Genomic DNA, 19515 nt, shown 5'->3' with positions numbered 1-19515 from the left:
GGTACGGTTCGTACCCTAGTTGCGACCATAGCCCGCGTGGAACCGGTCTCGCAAGGTACGCTCAGTACCGTTATGAGCGAATCGACAGAGCGCCCGACCCGCCGCCGCGGCCCGGCACTGGAACAGGCGATCCTGCGCGCGGCCGTGGACGAACTGCTCGAATCCGGATACCCCGGGATGACCATGGATGCCGTCGCCGCCCGGGCGGGCACCAACAAGAACGCCATCTACCGGCGCTGGCCCAAGCGCGCCGCACTGGGCGTCGCGGCGTATCGCCAACTGACCTCGGCCGCGCTCGAACTGCCGGACACGGGCGCCCTGCGCGCGGACGCGCTGGAGTTGTTGCGCCGCGCCAACTCCCATCTGTCCTCGCCGCTCGGCGAGATCCTGCGCAGCCTGCTCTCCCAGCTCGCGAACGAGCCCGAACTGCTCGCGCAATTGCGGGAACAGTCAGGGGACGCGGGGACCCGGCCGTGGCTCACCATCCTCGAGCGGGCGGTCGACCGCGGCGACGCCTCGCCCGCGGCCTGCGTGCCCCGGGTCGCCACCACGCCGATCGACCTGTTGCGCAACGAGTTCGTGACGCGCGGCGTGCCGACGGTGCCCGACGATGTCCTGGTGGACATCGTCGACACCGTGTACTTGCCACTGATCCGTGGCTATTCGGCCGCTGGTCACCACCGGGAGGTCAGTCCGCCCAGGGCGAATCGAGAATGACCTCGACGAAGTCGCCGCGCCGGAATCCTGGCGAGAAGTGTTCCAGGACATCGGCTTTCACATTCCCGAAGGTGGTGTCCGGGCGGCGGGCGATCCCGTCGGTGAAGGCGGCCAGGATGCGGCGCTTGAAATCCGGGCGCGGGTGGGCGCGGATCACGGCGGCGCGTTGCTCCTCGGTGAGCCGCGGCGCGCACCCTGCAGCGCACCGAACAGGTAGACCCGGCGGGAGTGATCGAAGAGCAGTTCGCCCGCGGTGTCGCGGACCAGTTCGGTGGCCTCACGGGCCAGAGTGCTGTCGGGGATGGCGATATCGGCAATGTGTTCCATGGCAACCACACTCGCCGACGCGGCGGGCGCGGCACCGTGTCTTTCCGGACAGGAACCCCACAGATCCAGACATGCCGGAGTGCTAGGTTCGGGTAGGTGGGCAGGAAGCGAATGGCGGTGCTGGCCTTCGACGGCGTCCGGCTGCTCGATGTCACCGCCGTACTGGAGGTGCTGAGCACCGCCGCCGGGTCGGGCGCGCGCTATGACGTGACGCTGTGCTCACCGGACGGCGCACCGATCACCACCGCGGCGGGTACGCGCCTGCTCGTCGACGCGGCCGCGGCCGAGGTGGGCCGCGTGCACACGCTGATCGTGCCGGGCGACGACCGGTTTCCGCGCTCCCCCGTCGACAGCGCGATTCTGGACGCCGTTCGCGCCCTGTCGCCGTCCACGCGCCGGACGGCTTCGGTGTGCACGGGCGCGTTCGTCCTGGCGCAGGCCGGATTTCTCGACGGCCGCCGGGCGACCACGCATTGGCGGCATGCCGCCCGGCTGGCCCGCGCCTACCCGTCGATCACGGTCGAACCGGATGCCATCTACATTCGCGACGGCAAATACCTCACCTCGGCCGGAGTCAGCGCGGGCCTCGACCTGACCCTGGCCCTGGTCGAGGAGGACGAGGGCGCCGACCTCGCCCGCGAGGTGGCGCGGGAACTGGTCGTCTTCCTGCGGCGGCCGGGCGGGCAATCGCAGTTCTCGGTGGCGTCCCGCACCGCGGTGCCGCGCCGGGACGATGTGCGCGCCGTCGTCGACGAGGTGTTCGCCGACCCGGCCGCGGATCATTCGCTCACCGCCATGGCGGCCCGCGCCGCCGTGAGCACCCGGCAGCTCACGCGGCTGTTCCGCGACGAACTCGACACCACCCCTGCGGTATTCGTGGAATCGGCGCGCGTCGAGGCCGCACAGGCGATGCTGGAAGCCGGGGCCTCGGTCACCGCCGCCGCCCACCTATCCGGTCTGGGCAGCGAGGAATCCTTGCGCCGCATCTTCTTCCGGCGCTTCGGCATCACCCCGTCCGCCTATCGGGCCCAGTTCCGGACCGCGCGCCGGGCGTGACCGGACGGTCCCGGCGTGGTCAGGCCGTGCCGGACTCGAGCAGGGCCTTGGCGCGATCCGGGCCGGAAACCTCTGCGGTCATGGTCTTCTGGACCGGGCCGTTCATGAGCAGCTTCTCGAGGCCCGACAGTTCCGCGGCCAGCGAGAAGGTCACCGCGGTGCCCTCCGCCACCGGCGCCCATGATCAGCGCGGCGCTGATGGTCGAGACGAGAGCGAGGAAGTACCAGGTAGTAAATTTGCCGCAGTACAGTCCGAAACAATTTGCCGGAGTTTGCTGAACGGTATGCACGCAGGTAGCCACCGGTATGGCCGGGCCCGGAGCACCGCGCGTCCCACGTCGACGGTCCTTGGCGCTTAGCACCCATCCCGCAACCTGACATGGGCCGAAGGTCACTCGTGCACAATGCAATTGCGGAACAGCGCACAAAGCAACGACGAAATCACCTGAGATCCTCGCTCTGCCGACTTCGGCAAACGGATCTGAGCGATATCACCGGGAGCAAGTGAACGACGATCGCCGGGTGGTTCGAAGACCACCCGGCGATGACGAATCAGATTGTCGCGGAGCCGTTTACCGGCCGGAGCCGATTACCAGCCGCGCTCGGCGAGGCGGTGGGGCTGGGGGATCTCCTCGACATTGATGCCGACCATGGCCTCGCCCAGGCCGCGCGAGACCTTGGCCAGGACGTCGGGGTCGTCGTGGAAGGTGGTGGCCTTGACGATGGCGGCGGCACGCTCGGCCGGGTTGCCGGACTTGAAGATGCCCGAGCCGACGAACACGCCCTCGGCGCCGAGCTGCATCATCATGGCGGCGTCGGCGGGGGTGGCGATGCCGCCCGCGGTGAACAGCACGACGGGGAGCTTGCCGGTCTCGGCGACCTCGGCGACCAGCTCGTAGGGGGCCTGCAGTTCCTTGGCGGCGACGTAGAGCTCGTCCTTGGGCAGCGAGGTCAGGCGGCGGATCTCGTCGCGGATCTTGCGCATGTGGGTGGTGGCGTTGGAGACGTCGCCGGTGCCGGCCTCACCCTTGGAACGGATCATGGCCGCGCCCTCGGTGATTCGGCGCAGCGCCTCGCCCAGGTTGGTCGCGCCACACACGAACGGGACGGTGAAGGCGAACTTGTCGATGTGGTTGGCGTAGTCGGCGGGGGTCAGCACCTCGGACTCGTCGATGTAGTCGACACCCAGCGACTGCAGGATCTGCGCCTCGACGAAGTGACCGATGCGGGCCTTCGCCATGACGGGGATGGAGACGGCGTTGATGATGCCGTCGATCATGTCCGGATCCGACATGCGGGACACGCCACCCTGGGCGCGAATGTCGGCGGGGACCCGCTCCAGCGCCATGACCGCGACGGCACCGGCATCCTCGGCGATCTTGGCCTGCTCCGGCGTGACGACATCCATGATCACACCGCCCTTCAGCATCTCGGCCATGCCGCGCTTGACGCGGGCGGTACCGATGGTGGGGGTGGTGTCGGGCGTGGTCACGGCAAACTCCTGGGTCATGTGGGCCAATCGGTCGGATCGCTCGGAATCGAACAGGTCGATTCTAGGCGGCGCTTTCAGGCCACTTCATAGCCAGTCCAACACGACTGGACTGCCCGCCCCGCACGGGATGACGGGCGTCACAGCGCCAGGGTTACCGCGTCGCTACTACAGCGGTCCGACGACGAAAATCGTCGCCCAGTACTCGGCCGCGGCCGGACCCATCAACGGCTCCAGGAAGTCATAGAGCAGGTAAGACACGAAGAATTTTCCACCTTCCACACACGGTTCGCCGATTCCGTTGCGCGGCAAACCTTCCCAGGGACCCTAGCGGAGATTGCGCCATAGATCACGGAGGGTCCGGGAAGCCGCCGGTCAGCCCAGGGTATAGAGGTAGCGGCTCGTGGGCACCAGATCCAGGTTCAGGTGCGCGCCGAAGCGGACGACGCTCTCCATCATGGCCGTCACGCGCCGCTGCAGTTCCGCGTCGTCCCCGCCGCTGCCGTAGAAGGCATGTGCGCTGGTCATGGCCGCCATCGGGAACAGTTCCTCGACGAGGGCGTCGACTCGCTTGCCGTCGGTGATCGCCTCGGTGACGGTGTTCTGGACATAGCCGAACGTGTCCTGCGTCTCGATAGCCACTGGCGTGTGCAGGACGTGCCACCGATGCAGCCACTCCTCGCGCGTCAGGTCCTCGGGAATCCGCAGAATCGCGATATTCGCCAGCGCGTCGGTCCGCACCCCGTCCTCGATCACCGGCGGCTCGATGGGCCGGCGCTCGTCCACGACCCAGCCGTTCACGTCGTCCGCCGCCGTCCGCAGCACATCGGTGACCGCCGCGTGCTCGCCCTCGGTCCACACGCTCACGATGGCGTCGATCGGCGCGTCATAGGTGGTGTGCTTCACCTGCGCGGCCTCGACATCGGCATCCCGCACATTCACCTGATAGGCCGTCACCCCCACCCCGGCCAGCTCTTTGCGCAGCTCCTCGCCCCGCAGCCGCTCCCCCAGCCCCGCACCCCACAACACATACATCAACTTCATGCCGTAAGTCCTTGCCACAGATCACCATTGATCGCCCTACCGTAGCCCCGACCGCGGCCCGGAATGCGAGCTTTCAGCCACCGATCCCACCCACCGGACCGGGGCCGGCGGTTGTCAGCGGATGGAGCGGACTTCCGGGTCGATCTCCGAGTCGGCGGCCGCGATGGCCTCGGCGAGGAGGTGGTCGAGGTGGTAGGGGTAGACGGTCTCGCCGGAGTGGTCGATCTGGGCGATGTCGGTGGGGGTGCACCATTTGCTGCCGGTGATGGAGCGGCGTTCGATGTAGTCGAGGTTGGTGGGAACCGGGTCGAACGCCTTGGCACGCAGCGCGAAGAAGAGTTCCTCGGAGCGGATGAGTTCGCCGTTGAAGGGGAACACCGCTACCCGGCGCCAGAGCGGGCCGCGCAGGGCCGAGGAGTCGGCGGCGTGGCCGGTTTCCTCGTAGAGCTCGCGGATCGCGGCCTCGCGCAGGGTTTCCCCGGGGTTGACGCCGCCGCCGATGGTGAACCAGAACGGGACGTCGGGGACCTTGGGGTCGACGCCCTGCAGCAGCAGGACCCGGTCGTTCTCGTCGACCAGGACCACGCGGGCCGAGGTGCGGACGGTGTCGACGTCGAGGCCGGTGGAGGCGGCGGGGGTGACCCGTTCGGCGATCTCGAAGTAGGTCGGCAGCGGTGCGGTACCGCCGAGGTGCAGCCAGCGGACCAGGCGGCGGGTCCGCAGGGCGAGGGTGTCGCGGACCGCGTCGTTGTGGAAGCGGCGGGCGATGAGGACCCGGGCCTCGGCATCGGCGAGCTCGGCCACCAGCTGGGGTGGCAGCAGCGCGATGTCGACCGCGGACAGGGCGGCGGCGAGCTGGTTCTCGACGGTTTCGCGGTCGCGCCAGTTGGAGCGTTCGGCGCGGTCGGCCAGGGCGGTCAGCCGGCGGGCCTGCTCGACCAGGGACGGATCGTAGAGCCCGGCCAGGGTGGTGGCCACCGAGCGCCCCACCACCGCGCGCCGGGCCAGCGCCGCGTCGAGCGCGTGGCGGGCCTGGTCGGTGCGCACGTGCAGGCGGTCGAGGCGGTTGGCGGTGGTGAAGGCCCAGACCGCGGCGGTGACGATGAGGGCCGCGACGAGGGCGAGGACCAGGATGGTCGTCGCGGAGAAGGTGATCATCCGGCGGTCCTGACACGCACGTCGCCAACGGTCACGGTCTCGTACACCCGCAGGATCTGCTCGGCCACGACCGGCCAATCATATTCGCCGACAACCTGATTCGCGGTGCGGATGAACTCCTCGCGCCGGGCGTCGTCGGTCAGCATGCCGCTGATCGCCTCGCCCAGCCGCGCCGAGTCCCCGACCGGCACCAGCTGGCCCGCGGTGCCGTCGCGCAGCACGCGGCGGAAGGCGTCCAGATCGCTGGCCACCACGGCGGTCCCGGCGGCCATGGCCTCGACCAGCACGATGCCGAAGCTCTCACCGCCGAGATTGGGCGCGACATAGACATCGGCACTGCGCATGGCCGAGGCCTTCTCGGCATCCGACACCTGACCGAGGAAGCGCAGGTGTCCCGCGTTCTCCCCGGCCTCGCGACGCAGCCGGTCCTCGTCACCGCGGCCGACGATCAGGAGCTCGAGCCCCGGATGCCGGCGCACCAGTTCCGGCAGCGCGCCGAGCAGCACCTCCATGCCCTTGCGCGGCTCGTCGAACCGGCCCAGGAACAGCACCGACTTCCCCGCGCGCGGATACCCGGCCAGCAGCGGCGCGTGCGCGAACGCGGGCACGTCGACGCCGTTGGGGATCTCGACCGCGTCCCCGCCCAGCGCCTCCACCTGCCAGCGCCGCGCCAGCTCGCTCACCGCGATCCGGCCGCTGATCTTCTCGTGGTACGGCCGCAGCACACCCTGAAAAGTGCTCAGCACCAGCGACTTCGTGGTCGAGGTGTGGAAGGTGGCCACGATCGGCCCCTCCGCGATCTTCAGCGCCAGCATGGACAGGCTGGGTGCGTTGGGTTCGTGGATGTGCAGGACGTCGAAGTCGTTCTCGGCGATCCAGCGGCGGATCCGGGTATAGGCGGTGGGCCCGAAGGACAGTCGCGCGACCGAACCGTTGTAGGGGATGGCCACGGCCTTGCCCGCCGACACCACGAAATCGGGCAGCGGCGTGTCGTCGGCGGCGGGCGCGAGCACGCTCACCTTGTGGCCGCGCTCGATGAGCACCTGTGCCAGCTCCACGACATGGGCTTGCACCCCGCCCGGCACATCGAACGAATACGGGCAGACCATGCCGATTCTCATAGCGCCCCTGTTCCCTGCGACCCCTGCGCGTCATAGCCCAGCGCCTGTTGCGCAGCGGCGATACGTTCCAGTCTGGCCTGCGACAGGTCGCTTTCCCACAGGGGTTGCAGCATGTGCCAGTCCGCCGGATGGGCGGCGATATTGGCGGCGAACACGTCGGTCAGCGCCTGGGTGGCGGGTGCCACGCCCCCGGACAGATCCAGCGCCTCGAAGACCTGCATGCCCCAGCCCTCGCGGCCGTCGGCCGCGGTGGTGAACCAGCAGTGCACGGGCAGCAGCGCGGCACCGGTGTCGGCGGCCAGCTTGGCCGCGCCGGCGGGCAGCCAGGTGCGTTCACCGAACATGGTGACCGGCACCCCCTTGCCGGTGAGGTCGCGCTCCCCCATCAGGCAGACCATCTTGTTGTCCCGCAGCCGATCGGCCAGCTGCGGGAACGGCGGCTGCTCGCCGCCGGTCAGCGGGAACACCTCGAAGCCCAGGCTCTCCCGGTACTCGACGAACCGCTCGAACAGCGACTCCGGCTTCAAACGCTCTGCGACCGTGGAGAACTGGCCGTAGTTCTGCACCAGCCAGACCCCGGCCATATCCCAGTTGCCCGAGTGCGGCAGCACCAGCAGCACACCCTTGCCCCGGGCCAGCGCCGCGTCCAGGTGTTCGACCCCGTGCACGTGCAGCTGTCCGAGCGCGGTGTGGTCCATCGACGGCAGCCGGAACGCCTCGCGCCAATAGCGGGCATAGGACCGCATACTCGCCGCGATCAGGCCGTCCGGCACCGCCTCGGGTGTCGTGCCCAGCACGCGGGCGAGGTTGCGGCGCAGCTGGTTCGGGTGCCCGCGGTGCGCCTTCCGGTTCGATCGCCGGGCGACGGCGTTCGCGCCCGCGTCGAAGCCCTTGCGCGCCATGCCCTCCGGCAGTCCGCGGACAAGCCGCCACCCGGCCGCGTACGCCTTGTCGGTCATCGCGGACGTGAAATCGGTTGTCACCGCTGCGGTTCCTCCGGAGCCTTCGCCGTCGGGGCGATGATGTCACGGGCGCCGGGGGAATTGCGCACCGCCAGCACCCGCTGGAAGACGGTGATGATGCTGAGCACGGCCAGCGCGTACATGGCCGCGTACACCGCGTACGACAGCCAGGTGATGCCGAAATAGCCGCCGATACCGGTGAATCCGGCGCCGACCAGCACGATGACCAGCCGGTCGGGCCGCTCGATCAGGCCGCCGTCGGCCGACAGCCCGCTGGCCTCCGCCCGCGCCTTCGCGTACGAGATGACCTGCGAGGTCACCAGCACCACCAGGGTGGCCACGAACAGATGCTTGGAGTTCGCGTGGTACACCGACCACCAGGCCAGCCCCGCGAAGATGGCGCCGTCGGCCACGCGGTCACACGTGGCGTCCAGCACCGCACCGTATTTCGTGCCGCCGCCCCGGGCGCGGGCCATGGCCCCGTCCAGCATGTCGAACATGACGAACAGCCAGATCACCATCGTTCCCCAGAACAGGTGATCGGTCGGGAACAGGGTCACCGCCGCGACGATCGAGGCGGTGGTGCCGATGAGCGTCATCGCATCGGGCGTGAGCCCAGTGCTCACCAGCGCTTTGCCCAGGGGCGCAGTCGCTTTGGCGAACGTCTCGCGACCGAAGAAGCTCAGCACGCTATCCCGCGTCCTTCCATGCGTCGGCTTCCTTCCACGCCTGTGCCAGCAGCGCCCGGGTTTCCCGGAGCAGCTGCGGCATCACCTTCACTCCGCCGACGACGGTAATGAAGTTCGCGTCCCCACTCCAGCGCGGCACGATATGTTGATGCAGGTGATCGGCGAGTGAACCACCGGCAACGCCACCGAGATTCAGGCCGACATTGAAGCCCTCGGGCCGCGACACCTGCTTCATCACCCGGATCGCCTGCTGGGTGAACGCCATCAGCTCGGCGCTCTCCTCGGTGGTCAGGTCCTCGAGGTTGGCGACCCGGCGGTAGGGCACCACCATCATGTGGCCCGGGTTGTACGGGTACAGGTTCAGCACCGCGTACACCCATTCGCCACGCGCGACGATCAGGCCGTCCTCGTCCGACATCTCCGGAATGTCGGTGAAGGGGTGCCCGGTCTTCTTGGCCGCGTCGATCTTCGTATCCTCGGCCTCGCCGGTGATGTAGGACATCCGGTACGGGGTCCACAACCGCTGCAGGCGGTCCGGATCCCCGGCACCGGTATCCACGATCTGCTCGGACACGGGGGCAATCCATTCACTCATCGATCCGCCTTGCGGATCTCGAAGCCCTCCGCGGTCGGCGACTCGTTCTCGCGGCGCCCGATCCAGTCCACGATGGTGGCCACCGCGTCGGCCACGGGCACGCCGTTGACCTGGGTGCCGTCGCGGAAGCGGAAGCTGACCGCGCCGCTCTCCACATCGCGCGCGCCAGCCAGCAGCATGAACGGCACCTTCTGCGCGGTCTGGTTGAAGATCTTCTTCTGCATGCGGTCGTCGCTGCGGTCGACCTCGGCGCGAATGCCGTTGTCCTGCAGGCGTTCGATCACGCCGTCCAGGTGCTCGGCGAAGGTCTCGGCGACCGGGATGCCGACCACCTGCACCGGTGCCAGCCAGGCCGGGAACGCGCCCGCGTAGTGCTCGGTGAGCACGCCGAAGAAGCGTTCGATGGAGCCGAAGAGCGCACGGTGGATCATGACGGGGCGGTGCTTGGCGCCGTCGGAGCCGGTGTACTCCAGCTCGAAACGCTCGGGCAGGTTGAAGTCCAGCTGGATGGTGGACATCTGCCAGGTGCGGCCGAGCGCGTCCTTGGCCTGGACCGAGATCTTCGGGCCGTAGAACGCGGCCCCGCCCGGATCCGGCACCAACTCCAGGCCGGAGTCGGTGGCCACCTTGCGCAGGGTCTCGGTGGCCTCCTCCCACAGCTCGTCGGAGCCCACGAACTTCTGCGGGTCCTTGGTGGACAGCTCCAGGTAGAAGTCGTCGAGGCCGTAGTCGCGCAGCAGCGAGAGCACGAACTGCAGGGTGTTGGTCAGCTCCGCGTGCATCTGCTCCTTGGTGCAGTAGATGTGCGCGTCGTCCTGGGTCATGCCGCGCACCCGGGTCAGGCCGTGCACGACGCCGGACTTCTCGTAGCGGTAGACCGAGCCGAATTCGAACATGCGCAACGGCAGTTCACGGTAGGAGCGCCCGCGCGACCGGAAGATCAGGTTGTGCATCGGGCAGTTCATCGGCTTGACGTAGTAGTCCTGGCCGGGCTTGCGTACCGAGCCGTCCTCGTTGAGTTCGGCGTCGAGGTGCATGGCCGGGAACATGCCGTCGCGGTACCAGTCCAGGTGGCCGGAGACCTCGAACAGGTGGCCCTTGGTGATGTGCGGCGTGTTGACGAACTCGTAGCCGGCGGCGATGTGGCGGCGGCGCGAGTAGTCCTCGAGCTCCTTGCGGATGATGCCGCCCTTGGGGTGGAACACCGGCAGGCCGGAACCGAGCTCGTCGGGGAAGGAGAACAGGTCCAGTTCCAGGCCGAGCTTGCGGTGGTCGCGCTTCTCGGCCTCCTCGAGCAAGCGCAGATGCTCGTCCAGCGCCTCGCTGGATTCCCAGGCGGTGCCGTAGATGCGCTGCAGGTCCTCGCGGGACTGGTCACCACGCCAGTAGGCGGCCGAGGAGCGGGTCAGCTTGAAGGCCGGAATGTACTTGGTGGTCGGGATGTGCGGGCCGCGGCACAGGTCGCCCCACAGCTTCTCGCCGGTGCGCGGGTCCAGGTTGTCGTAGATGGTCAGCTCTTTGCCGCCGACCTCCATGACCTCCGGATCGTCGATGCCCGACTTGTCGGAGATGAGCTCGAGCTTGAACGGCTCCTTGGCCAGCTCGACGCGGGCCTCGTCGACCTCGACCACCCGGCGCGAAAACCGCTGCGCGCCTTTGATGATCTTCTTCATCCGGGACTCCAGCTTGGCCAGATCCTCGGGGGTGAAGGGGCGGTCGACCTGGAAGTCGTAGTAGAAGCCGTCCTTGATGAACGGGCCGATGCCCAGCTTGGCCTCGGGGAACTCCTGCTGCACCGCCTGGGCCAGCACGTGCGCGGCCGAGTGCCGGATCACATTGCGCCCGTCCGGGGAATCGGCGGTGACGACCTCGACCTCGGTGTCGAGCTCGGGCACCCAGGACAGGTCCTTGAGCGCGCCCTCGGCGTCCCGCACCACGATGACCGCGGCCGGGCCCTTGCTCGGCAGGTCCGCCTCGCGCACCGCGGCCCCGGCGGTAGTCCCAGCCGTAACCCGGACGCGGGCGACTGGGGTCTGCTGGGGTGAGGTGGTCACGGCTGGACACTCCTTGGCGGTTCACGGCGGGTGGTCGATCCGCCGTACAGGTTGGACTGGATGACCGGGCACCCCCTTCGTGAAGGGCAGAGCCCCGGCGGCACCACTCTATCGGCACGGTTGTCACCGCGCGCCGATGGACCGGCCCCGCCGCGTCGCCCACCACCGCGCGGGTCCCGGCCGGAGGCGATCCCGCCCCGGTGACCAGGTGAAACACCCGATCAGCACGAAGAATCGAGGATCCGGCGGCACCTGTGGAACAAGATCGTCCCGAACCGCGGAGTCCAGCGCTCCCGGGCAGGTCGACGGCATGATTCTCCGGGCGACCGCACCGGCACGGCAAGCGAATTCACCGCGGCGCCGAGGCCGCCACCCGCGTGCGGCGACCTCGGACGTATGCGCTTGTCCTGCGCCGCAGGAGGTTTCGGGCAGCCGGAGTGGCGGCTGCGGGCGGGCACGGTCGCGCCGACGCGCTCGACCGGGCCGTCAGCCCCGCGCGGCGACCTCGGCGAGCAGGGCTTCGCGTTCGGGGGCGGGGCGTTTGGGGCAGCTGGTGCACATCTCGCAGCCCGGCACCTCGAAGACCAGGCAGCAGGAGATGCGGCGGACGAAGGTGCGGCCGCCGACGTCCTGGAACCGTGGCACCGGCAGCCGGCCCGCGACGTCGCGGGCCAGGCGAGCACCGGCAGCCTCGGCCCCGATGTCGAGCGCGCGGTTGCCGATGGCGTCGGCCACGATCGCCCACAGCGAGGCCGCGCCCGCGCCGGACACCTCGGCCACCACCGGAATCACGCGAGACAGCGTGTGCCGCAACGCATGTCCGACGGACGCCGTCGCACAGCAGCCTCCGGACTCGGCGTCCGCGTCCTCGGCGGGCACCACCGGACCGCCACTCGCCGGGCCCGCGGCCTCCCCGGATCGCGGCGATGGCGCGATCGGAGACCAGGATTCGATGGGCAGCGGACCCGCGCCGACGAGGTAGCCGCGCGGTTCCGGCAGCACCCGCTCCACGCCGCCGTCGGGCCGGATCTCCAGGGCGATGTGCTCGAGCGCAGGGTCGAAGGCGGGCCGCCCGCTCGCGATGGCCGCGACGATCGGATCCACCAGCGACGAGGCCGCCATGCACCACCACAGCGTCCCCGACACTCGCGTGTTGGCAGTCCCCCACGAGATTCCCATGTCGGCGATCCGCTCGGCCAGCCACTGTGGTCGCAGTAGGTCGGTGCCCGGCACCAGCGCCTGTGAAACGGGGGGCTGCGCAACCATTTCCATTCGACTCCGATCCGGCCGATCCACGGTGATTACTACCCACGATGTCACGTTTTCGCGCCGATGTGGGCCGCTCCCCCGCGACCCCCGGCGCACCCGTTCGACTCGCGATGCCGCGAGGCGCGCTCAGCGTATGCCGCGCGGGCTCCCGCACCGCGCCGACGCGCCCGGCGGCGAGTACCGGCCGGATCGCCACCCGGAAAACACAATGGTGCGGGCATTCCCGAACGGGAAGCCCGCACCATCGCAGGGTGGGCGCTATCAGTGGGTATGGGCCAACGCCGATAGCTCGGGTGCCTCGATTTCCCGGATGCCCGTGGCGGTGACCTCCAGGACTCGGGCGGTCCCGATGTCGAAGAACAGGCCGGAGACCTCGAGGCCGCGTTCCAGGATCGCCCGCCGGACCACCGGGTGGGCGCGCAGCGTGTCCAGCTGGACGGCCACATTCACGATGGACAGCTGGTCGTCCACCCCGAATCCGGCACGCGCCGCCGCGGCGGCGACCGGGTCGCCGGAGTGGAAGCGATCCAGGCTGGCCCGGCCGTGGACCAGCCAGTTGCCCAGGCCGGGTCCGGTGGGCCCGCCCGCGACCAGTGCCTTCATCGCCCCGCACGCGGAGTGACCGCAGACCACGACGTTGTCCACGACCAGATCGTCGATGGCGAAGGCGAGCGCCGCCTCGATGGAACTGTCGCGGCCGCCGGGGACCACCAGGTTGCCGACATTGCGGATGGTGAACATGTCACCGGGACCGCTGTTGGTGATCATGTTGGGCACGATCCGCGAATCCGCGCAGGTCAGGAAGAGCGAGTGCGGGTTCTGCCCGTCGCGTAGCTCGTCCAGGTGCGGGCGCACCAGGTGGGCGTTGCGCTGATGGAAGGCGGCCACGCCCTGGGTGATCGGGTTGCCGTCGTCCTCACGCCAGGGGCGCAGCACATCGTCGAGCAGGGTGCGGGCGCGCCCGCGCACCGGCGGGCCCGTCAGGGCGTGCGCCATGCGGGCGGTGCCGAGTTCCACGAATTCGACTGTGCCGCCGGTACTTTCGTGCTGGCCCGCCCAGTCGTGGATGGCCTCGTAGGCGGCGTGGTCGAGGAAGTCGACGCTCATCTCGACCAGCACGTCGGTCCCGCCGGGCACCTTGACCAGTTCCGAGGACAGTTTCGGCAGGGCCAGGAACGTGCAGGTGCCGTCGATGCTGACCAGCCAGCGATCGGTGCCGGCCACCTCGCCGGCGGTCACCGAGACGCGCACGACCCGCCACAGCAGCAGGCCGAAGGCCAGCGCCAGGCCGATGATGACGCCCTCGAGCAGGTTCAGGAACACCACGCCGAACACGGTCACCAGGTACACCAGCAGGTCGCCGGTGCGCCGGGCCAGCTTGATATGGGCGAGCTTGACCAGCTGGATGCCGACCACGATGAGCAGACCGGCCAGGGCCGATTTGGGAATCTGCTGCACCAGGCCGACCAGCGCCACCGAGAACACCAGGATCCAGATGCCGTGCAGGAAGGCCGAGGCGCGCGAGCGGGCGCCGGCCTGCACATTGGTGGCGCTGCGCACGATGACGCCGGTGACGGGCAGGCCGCCGAGGCCGCCGGAGATCACATTGGCCGCGCCCTGCCCGACCAGTTCGCGGTCGAAGTTGGTGCGCGCGCCGGTGTGCATCTTGTCCACGGCGACCGCCGACAGCAGGCTCTCCACGCTGGCGATCAGGGCGATGGTCAGTGCCGCGAGCACCACCTCACCCCACTCGCCGGAGGGCAGGTCGGGCAGGCCGATGGCGTCGAACAGCGAGCCGCTCAACACGATTCGCTCCGGATCACCGGGCAGCACCAGCGACAGCACGGTGCCGGCGATCACGGCGATCAGAGGGCCGGGCAGCACCTTCAGTTTGCCCGGCACGTACTTCCAGCTGAGCATGATGGCGATGACCACCAGGCCGACGACGAAGTCGTCGCCGTGCAGGTTGAGCAGCTGGTTCGGCAGTTCCTTCAGGTTCTCCCACGCGGAGCTCTGCGAGGTGCCGCCGAGCAGCACATGGAATTGCTGCAGCGCGATGGTGACGCCGATACCGGCGAGCATGGCGTGCACCACGACCGGCGCGATGGCCAGCGCGGCGCGGGCAATGCGGCTGAGCCCGAACAGGATTTGCAGCACACCGGCCAGCGCGGTGATGAAACAGGCTGTCTTCCAGCCGAATTCGTTGATGGTGGAGGCGACCACCACGGTCAGGCCGGCCGCGGGCCCGCTGACCTGCAGCGGTGAACCGCCGAGCAGGCCGACCACGAGGCCGCCGACCACGGCGGCAATGAGTCCGGCGGCGATGGGTGCGCCGGAGGCGACCGCAATGCCGAGCGAGAGCGGCAGTGCGACGAGAAAGACGACAAGGGATGCAGGAAGATCATGACGCAGCAGGCTGTCGAGCCGGCCGTCGGTTCTGCCTGGCGGTGAATCGGTGTCGCGAGACATTTCGCTCCTCAGCGAGCATGTACAGGGGGCATCGAATAAAGGCTGCGGACAGCTCTGGCCGCAGACTCACCGGACGAGCAGAGCCAAGACTAAAGGTAAAGACTTATCAAAATCTGAGAAAGATGGGCCCCAACGGGAAAGGGGTGTGAACCCTCTCGGGCCCACACCCCTTCTTCCCCGGCCGTCACGCGGGTTGGGCCACCCGCCCGACGTCATCGATCTCGGCGATCCCGTCCACGGTTACCTCCACCACGCGCGCGGTGGCGATATCGAAGAACAGGCCCGAGAGCACCACACCGCGCTCCTGCACGCCGCGGCGCACCACCGGATGCGCGTACAGCGTTTCCAGCTGCACCGCCACATTCACCATGCCGAGCTGATCGACCGGACCGAACCCGGCCGCCGCCGCGGCCACCGCGACCGGATGCCCGAGCCGGAAGCGCTCGAGGCTGGGCCGGGCATGCGCGAGCCAGTCGTCGAGCTGAGACCCGGTGACCAGTTCGCTGTGCAGCGCGCCCATGGCGCCGCACCCGGAGTGCCCGCACACGACCACCGAGCGGACATCCAGCTTGTCGAGGGCGTAGATGAGCGCGGCCTCCATCGACGCGTCCTGGGCGTCACGCGGAATCAGGTTGCCCACATTGCGCACCGTGAACAGGTCGCCCGGACCGCTGTTGGTGATCACGTTCGGCACGATGCGGGAGTCGGCACACGTGACGAAAAGCGAGTCCGGTTCCTGACCGTCGCGCAGCACCCCGAGGTGCGGGCGCACGACGTGCGCGTGGCTACGGTGATAGGCGGCCACGCCGGCGACGATCGGGTCCACGTCGGTGGCGGTGCGCCGCCAGGGCCCGAGGACCTCGTTCAGCAGGTGCCGGGAGTGCCCGCGGGCGGGCGGCCCGTCGGCGACATCGGCCATGCGCACCGCGCCGACCTCCACGAATTCGACTGTGCCGCCTGCACTCCGGTGCTGGTCCACCCAGTCCTGCACCGCGTCGTAGGCGGCGTGGTCCATGAAGTCGACGGTCATCTCGACCACCACCTCGGCGCTGCCGGGCACCTTGGCGAGTTCGGCGGCGAGCTTGGGCAGCGCCAGGAAGGTGAAGCTGCCGTCGACGGTGACCCGCCAGCGCCGCGCGTCCACCTCCTCGGCCGCCACCGACACCCGCACCACTCGCCACAGCAGCAGGCCGAAGGCCAGTGCGAGCCCGACCAGCATGCCCAGCAACAGATTCCAGAACACCACCACGAAGGCGGTGGCGGCGTACACCACCAGGTCGCCGGTGCGCTGGGCGCGCCGGATGTGGGCGAGTTTGATGAGCTGGATGCCGACCACGATGAGCAGTCCGGCCAGCGCCGCCTTGGGAATCGAGCGCACCACGTCGACCAGCGCCACCGAGAAGAGCAGGATCCACAGCCCGTGCAGCATGGTCGAGGCCTTGGTGCGCGCTCCCGCTTTGACATTCGTGATGCTGCGCACGATGACCGCCGCCACCGGCAGGCCGCCGATCAGTCCGGAGACGATGTTGGCCGCGCCCTGACCGAGCAGCTCGCGGTCCAGATCCGTTCGGCGCCTGGAGTTCTGGCGCATCCGGTCCACCGCCACGGCCGATAGCAGGGTCTCCACGCTGGCGATGAGCGCGATGGTCACCGCCATCAGCGCCACCGTGGCCCAGCTGCCGTGCGGCACCTGGGGCAGATGCAGTTCCGCCGGCAGTGAGCCATTGAGCGTGATGCGCTCGACCCGCACCGGCAGCACGCGCGCCAGCAGGGTCGCGACCACCACCGCGACCAATGGCGCCGGCACCCGGGTGGCCGGTTCGGGCAGCCGCCGCCAGCCGAGCAGGATGGCGATGACGACCAGTCCGATGCACAGGTCACCGGGGTGAACCGAGGCCAGCTGGTGCGGCAGCGCGACGATGGCGTCCCAGGACGAGGTCAGCGAATCGCCGCCCATGAGCACATGCACCTGTTCGAGCGCGATGACGATGCCGATTCCGGCGAGCATGGCGTGCACCACCACCGGCGCGATGGCCAGCACCCCGCGTGCGATCCGGCTGAGCCCGAACAGAATCTGCAGGCCACCGGCCAGGATGGTGATGAAACAGGTAGCGGCCCAGCCGAATTGGGTGATGGATTCGGCGACCACCACGGTCAGCGAGGCGGTGGGCCCGCTGACCTGGAGGGTCGATCCGCCGAAGAGTCCGGCGACCACGCCGCCCACCACCGCGGCGATGAGTCCGGCGGCGACCGGCGCGCCCATGGCGACGGCGATGCCGATGGACAGCGGCAGGGAGACCAGGAAGACGACGATCGAGGCAGGTAGATCGTGGCGCACCAGGGCGGCGAAGCCGGGAAGCGACGTCCGTCGAGGCTGATCGGTGTCGGTGGACATATCTCTCCTTCGCCGGCACGGCAGGGCCGCCCGGTTCATCGGTCAACATGTACTGGCATCGAATCGAGAGGCAGCGGCGGGCGAGGCTGGAGAACCACGACGCTTGGCAGATCGCCGGTAATCGTAAAGACAGTGCAAAAGAAATGAAAAACGTTTGCGACAGTTGAGGCGAACCGCTATCAAACTGTGACACAGCTCACTGCACCGCGTAAAAGGATCGCCGCGGTCCGAGATGTCACCGGGTGTTCACCCGGCGCACCCTGCCGAGTCAGAGACGCTGCCTAATCTCTCGCGCCAGATTGCTGTGGAACCCGAAGTGAGACGGGGTCCTTCGGAAAGGGTTCCGCGGAATGTCGCTCCCCCGCCGCGCTGTCATCGCGGCCGTCGCCGCCGCCACGCTCGCGACCACCGGTTGCGGCACGCATGCCGAACCGGCATCCGTTCCCGCCGTGACCAGTTCGTGGACCCCGCCGCCCGGGCTGTCCGGGCAGCTCACCCTGTACTCGGCGAATCCGCAGGACCTCACCGATGACCTGCTGGCCGGGTTCACCCGGGCGTCCGGGGTGAAGGTGCACGTCGTCAACGGCGAAACCGGCAAGATCACCGCCATCCTCGACAAGGAGGGCCCGCAGCCGCAGGCCGACGTGGTGTACCTGGCGTCGTGGACGCCCGCGGCGGAGTACGACCTGCAGGGCCGCACCCTGCCCTACACCCCGCACGGCGCGGACCGGGTGCACGACGGCTGGATCGGCAAGGATCACGGCTTCATCGGCCGGGACGGGTCGGCGCTCACCATGGTGGTCAACAGCAAGGCGAGCCCGCGCCTGCCCAACGACTGGGCCGATCTGGCCGCCCCCGAATTCCATGGCCGGGTGATCATGCCGGACCCGCGTGAATCCGGCACCGCCCGGGACCTGCTGGCCGCCATGGTCAGCGCGTGGGGCAAGGACCGCACCTGGGCCATGTTCGACGCCCTCTTCGACAATGGCATGGTGGTGCGCGGCGGCAACGGCCCCGCCCTCGACCAGGTGACCGCGGGCGCCTACGCCGTCGTCCTCGGCGGCGTCGACTACGCGGCCTACGACGCGGCCGCCAAAGGCGTTCCGCTGCGGGTCATCTCACCGTCCTCGGGCACCGTCATCACCCCGCGCCCGGTCTTCATCCTGAACACCACCCGCAATCCGGCGGCCGCGAAAGCCCTGGTGGACTACATGTTCACCCCCGAGGCCCAGCAGATCACCGCCGCGCACAAGATGATTCCCGCCCGCACCGACGTCCCGGTCGCACCCGGCACCCGCTCCTACGACGAGGTCAAGCAGCTGCCCTTCTCCTGGGATCAGGTGAAGGGCAACGGCACCGGCATCCTGACCGAGTTCACCCAGCGCTACCTGAGCTGATCCGCCCCGGGTTCAGCCGCGGCCGTGCGCCCGCTCGTAGGCGGCCCGCGCGGCGGCGGCGCGATCGCGTTCGCGCTGGTCGGCGAGGGCCGGATCCAGGCCGTGCTTGGTGAGGCGGGCCCGCCGGAACACGTACATGAGCGCGGCCGTGAAGTAGATCAGCGGCAGGTACAGCAGCGCCATCATGGCCAGCCCGATCCACAGCGGACCGGGAATGAGCAGGAACAGGCACAGCGGCGGGATGATCGGGATGAGGATGCGCAGCATGTAGCGCCGCGCCGCCCCCGGCCCGGTCAGATCGTCGATCACCCACTGCGACATGGCCGGCGGCAGCCTCCCGCCGCAGATGTAGCGCAGGCGCTGCAGCGGATTCGGGCTGGTCTGGTCACGCACGGTCAGACTTCCTCGGCCAGGCGGAGTTTCAGGGCGGCGAGTTCGGCACGCAGGGCATCGGGCAGACGGTTGCCGCCGATGGTGGCGTACCACTCGTCAATCGATTCGAGTTCGCGCACCCATTCGCCGCGATCGACGGTGAGGGCGGCGTCGATCAGGCCACGGTAGCCGTCGCCGAGTCCGTCGAGATCGAGCGCGGCGGCGGTGGGCACGAAGCCGACCGGGGTGCGCTCGGCCGGAGCGGTGCCGTCCAGCCGTTCGAGTGCCCACTTCAGCACGCGCACGTTGTCGCCGAAGCCGGGCCACAGGAACTTCCCGTCGGCGCTGCGCCGGAACCAGTTGACCTGGAAGATCTTCGGCAGCTGCGCGCCCGCGCGCTC

At 69.2% G+C, this 19515-nt stretch carries 17 protein-coding genes and 1 pseudogene; 3 read left to right on the top strand and 15 right to left on the bottom strand.

The features are described 5' to 3' along the window. Positions 1-72: 72 nt before the first annotated feature. Positions 73-717, top strand: coding sequence for a TetR/AcrR family transcriptional regulator (locus ACFXKA_RS39185; protein WP_379431294.1), 645 nt, complete (start codon positions 73-75; stop codon positions 715-717). Here the strand turns inward: ACFXKA_RS39185 and ACFXKA_RS39180 are convergent. Further along, a pseudogene (locus ACFXKA_RS39180) lies at positions 689-1044 on the bottom strand (hypothetical protein). The gene ACFXKA_RS39185 and the pseudogene ACFXKA_RS39180 overlap by 29 nt on opposite strands. A 111-nt stretch (positions 1045-1155) precedes the next feature. Between ACFXKA_RS39180 and ACFXKA_RS39175 the strand changes: the two are divergent. Then, complete coding sequence (locus ACFXKA_RS39175) at positions 1156-2100, top strand: GlxA family transcriptional regulator (RefSeq protein ID WP_379431308.1); 945 nt, start codon at positions 1156-1158, stop codon at positions 2098-2100. 19 nt (positions 2101-2119) lie between these two features. Here the strand turns inward: ACFXKA_RS39175 and ACFXKA_RS39170 are convergent, their stop codons facing one another. The 12 genes from ACFXKA_RS39170 to ACFXKA_RS39115 form a co-directional block, all read right to left on the bottom strand. Then, on the bottom strand, positions 2120-2272 hold the full coding sequence (locus ACFXKA_RS39170; RefSeq protein ID WP_379431293.1) for a hypothetical protein: 153 nt from the start codon (positions 2270-2272) through the stop codon (positions 2120-2122). A gap of 417 nt (positions 2273-2689) precedes the next feature. Then, positions 2690-3610 (bottom strand): pyridoxal 5'-phosphate synthase lyase subunit PdxS, encoded by a 921-nt coding sequence (gene pdxS, locus ACFXKA_RS39165; RefSeq protein ID WP_354837128.1) that lies wholly within the window; start codon positions 3608-3610, stop codon positions 2690-2692. A gap of 354 nt (positions 3611-3964) precedes the next feature. Beyond that, entirely contained in the window at positions 3965-4633 is a 669-nt protein-coding gene (locus tag ACFXKA_RS39160) for a hypothetical protein (protein ID WP_379431292.1), read from the bottom strand. 114 nt (positions 4634-4747) lie between these two features. Further along, a complete protein-coding gene (locus tag ACFXKA_RS39155) occupies positions 4748-5788 on the bottom strand; it encodes an NUDIX domain-containing protein (protein WP_379431307.1) in 1041 nt (346 codons plus the stop codon). Continuing rightward, complete coding sequence (locus tag ACFXKA_RS39150; RefSeq protein ID WP_354837124.1) at positions 5788-6912, bottom strand: glycosyltransferase family 4 protein; 1125 nt, start codon at positions 6910-6912, stop codon at positions 5788-5790. The genes ACFXKA_RS39155 and ACFXKA_RS39150 overlap by 1 nt, the downstream gene beginning before the upstream one ends. Beyond that, on the bottom strand, positions 6909-7871 hold the full coding sequence (locus ACFXKA_RS39145; protein WP_379431306.1) for a phosphatidylinositol mannoside acyltransferase: 963 nt from the start codon (positions 7869-7871) through the stop codon (positions 6909-6911). Before ACFXKA_RS39145 ends, ACFXKA_RS39150 begins: the two co-directional genes overlap by 4 nt. Positions 7872-7891: 20 nt before the next feature. After that, the gene (gene pgsA, locus ACFXKA_RS39140; RefSeq protein WP_354837122.1) at positions 7892-8563 is read right to left on the bottom strand and encodes a phosphatidylinositol phosphate synthase; all 672 of its coding nucleotides are present in this window, start codon (positions 8561-8563) and stop codon (positions 7892-7894) included. A 1-nt stretch (position 8564) separates the two neighbouring features. Then, positions 8565-9158: an HIT domain-containing protein gene (locus ACFXKA_RS39135; protein WP_354837120.1), complete on the bottom strand. Its 594-nt coding sequence runs from the start codon at positions 9156-9158 to the stop codon at positions 8565-8567. Further along, positions 9155-11212 (bottom strand): threonine--tRNA ligase, encoded by a 2058-nt coding sequence (gene thrS, locus ACFXKA_RS39130; protein WP_379431291.1) that lies wholly within the window; start codon positions 11210-11212, stop codon positions 9155-9157. Before thrS ends, ACFXKA_RS39135 begins: the two co-directional genes overlap by 4 nt. Positions 11213-11698: 486 nt before the next feature. Beyond that, the gene (locus tag ACFXKA_RS39125; protein ID WP_379431290.1) at positions 11699-12478 is read right to left on the bottom strand and encodes a (2Fe-2S)-binding protein; all 780 of its coding nucleotides are present in this window, start codon (positions 12476-12478) and stop codon (positions 11699-11701) included. Between the two features lie 264 nt (positions 12479-12742). After that, positions 12743-14950, bottom strand: a complete 2208-nt coding sequence (locus ACFXKA_RS39120; RefSeq protein ID WP_379431289.1) for a SulP family inorganic anion transporter — start codon at positions 14948-14950, stop codon at positions 12743-12745. A 184-nt stretch (positions 14951-15134) separates the two neighbouring features. After that, a complete protein-coding gene (locus tag ACFXKA_RS39115) occupies positions 15135-17345 on the bottom strand; it encodes a SulP family inorganic anion transporter (RefSeq protein WP_379431288.1) in 2211 nt (736 codons plus the stop codon). A 350-nt stretch (positions 17346-17695) separates the two neighbouring features. Here ACFXKA_RS39115 and ACFXKA_RS39110 point away from each other — a divergent pair, with 350 nt between their 5' ends. After that, a complete protein-coding gene (locus ACFXKA_RS39110) occupies positions 17696-18742 on the top strand; it encodes an extracellular solute-binding protein (RefSeq protein WP_379431287.1) in 1047 nt (348 codons plus the stop codon). A gap of 12 nt (positions 18743-18754) precedes the next feature. Here the strand turns inward: ACFXKA_RS39110 and ACFXKA_RS39105 are convergent, their stop codons facing one another. Together ACFXKA_RS39105 and ACFXKA_RS39100 are read right to left on the bottom strand one after the other, a co-directional pair. Then, on the bottom strand, positions 18755-19135 hold the full coding sequence (locus ACFXKA_RS39105; protein WP_379431286.1) for a DUF5313 family protein: 381 nt from the start codon (positions 19133-19135) through the stop codon (positions 18755-18757). Between the two features lie 2 nt (positions 19136-19137). Further along, positions 19138-19515, bottom strand: a 378-nt coding sequence (locus tag ACFXKA_RS39100; protein ID WP_379431285.1) for a phosphoenolpyruvate carboxykinase domain-containing protein, incomplete at its 5' end; no start/stop codon positions are given.

The organism is Nocardia sp. NPDC059228 (assembly GCF_042754245.1).
Classification (GTDB): Bacteria; Actinomycetota; Actinomycetes; order Mycobacteriales; family Mycobacteriaceae; genus Nocardia.
The sequence above is the reverse complement of the archived record's forward strand: the minus strand, read 5'-3'. Positions and strand labels throughout refer to the sequence as shown.

Coding starts and splice junctions, on each gene's coding strand:
- ACFXKA_RS39185 (WP_379431294.1), top strand. CDS start 73: ATGAGCGAATCGACAGAGCGCCCGACCCGCCGCCGCGGCCCGGCACTG.
- ACFXKA_RS39175 (WP_379431308.1), top strand. CDS start 1,156: ATGGCGGTGCTGGCCTTCGACGGCGTCCGGCTGCTCGATGTCACCGCC.
- pdxS (WP_354837128.1), bottom strand. CDS start 3,610: ATGACCCAGGAGTTTGCCGTGACCACGCCCGACACCACCCCCACCATC.
- ACFXKA_RS39160 (WP_379431292.1), bottom strand. CDS start 4,633: ATGAAGTTGATGTATGTGTTGTGGGGTGCGGGGCTGGGGGAGCGGCTG.
- ACFXKA_RS39150 (WP_354837124.1), bottom strand. CDS start 6,912: ATGAGAATCGGCATGGTCTGCCCGTATTCGTTCGATGTGCCGGGCGGG.
- ACFXKA_RS39145 (WP_379431306.1), bottom strand. CDS start 7,871: ATGACCGACAAGGCGTACGCGGCCGGGTGGCGGCTTGTCCGCGGACTG.
- ACFXKA_RS39135 (WP_354837120.1), bottom strand. CDS start 9,158: ATGAGTGAATGGATTGCCCCCGTGTCCGAGCAGATCGTGGATACCGGT.
- ACFXKA_RS39125 (WP_379431290.1), bottom strand. CDS start 12,478: ATGGTTGCGCAGCCCCCCGTTTCACAGGCGCTGGTGCCGGGCACCGAC.
- ACFXKA_RS39120 (WP_379431289.1), bottom strand. CDS start 14,950: ATGTCTCGCGACACCGATTCACCGCCAGGCAGAACCGACGGCCGGCTC.
- ACFXKA_RS39115 (WP_379431288.1), bottom strand. CDS start 17,345: ATGTCCACCGACACCGATCAGCCTCGACGGACGTCGCTTCCCGGCTTC.
- ACFXKA_RS39110 (WP_379431287.1), top strand. CDS start 17,696: ATGTCGCTCCCCCGCCGCGCTGTCATCGCGGCCGTCGCCGCCGCCACG.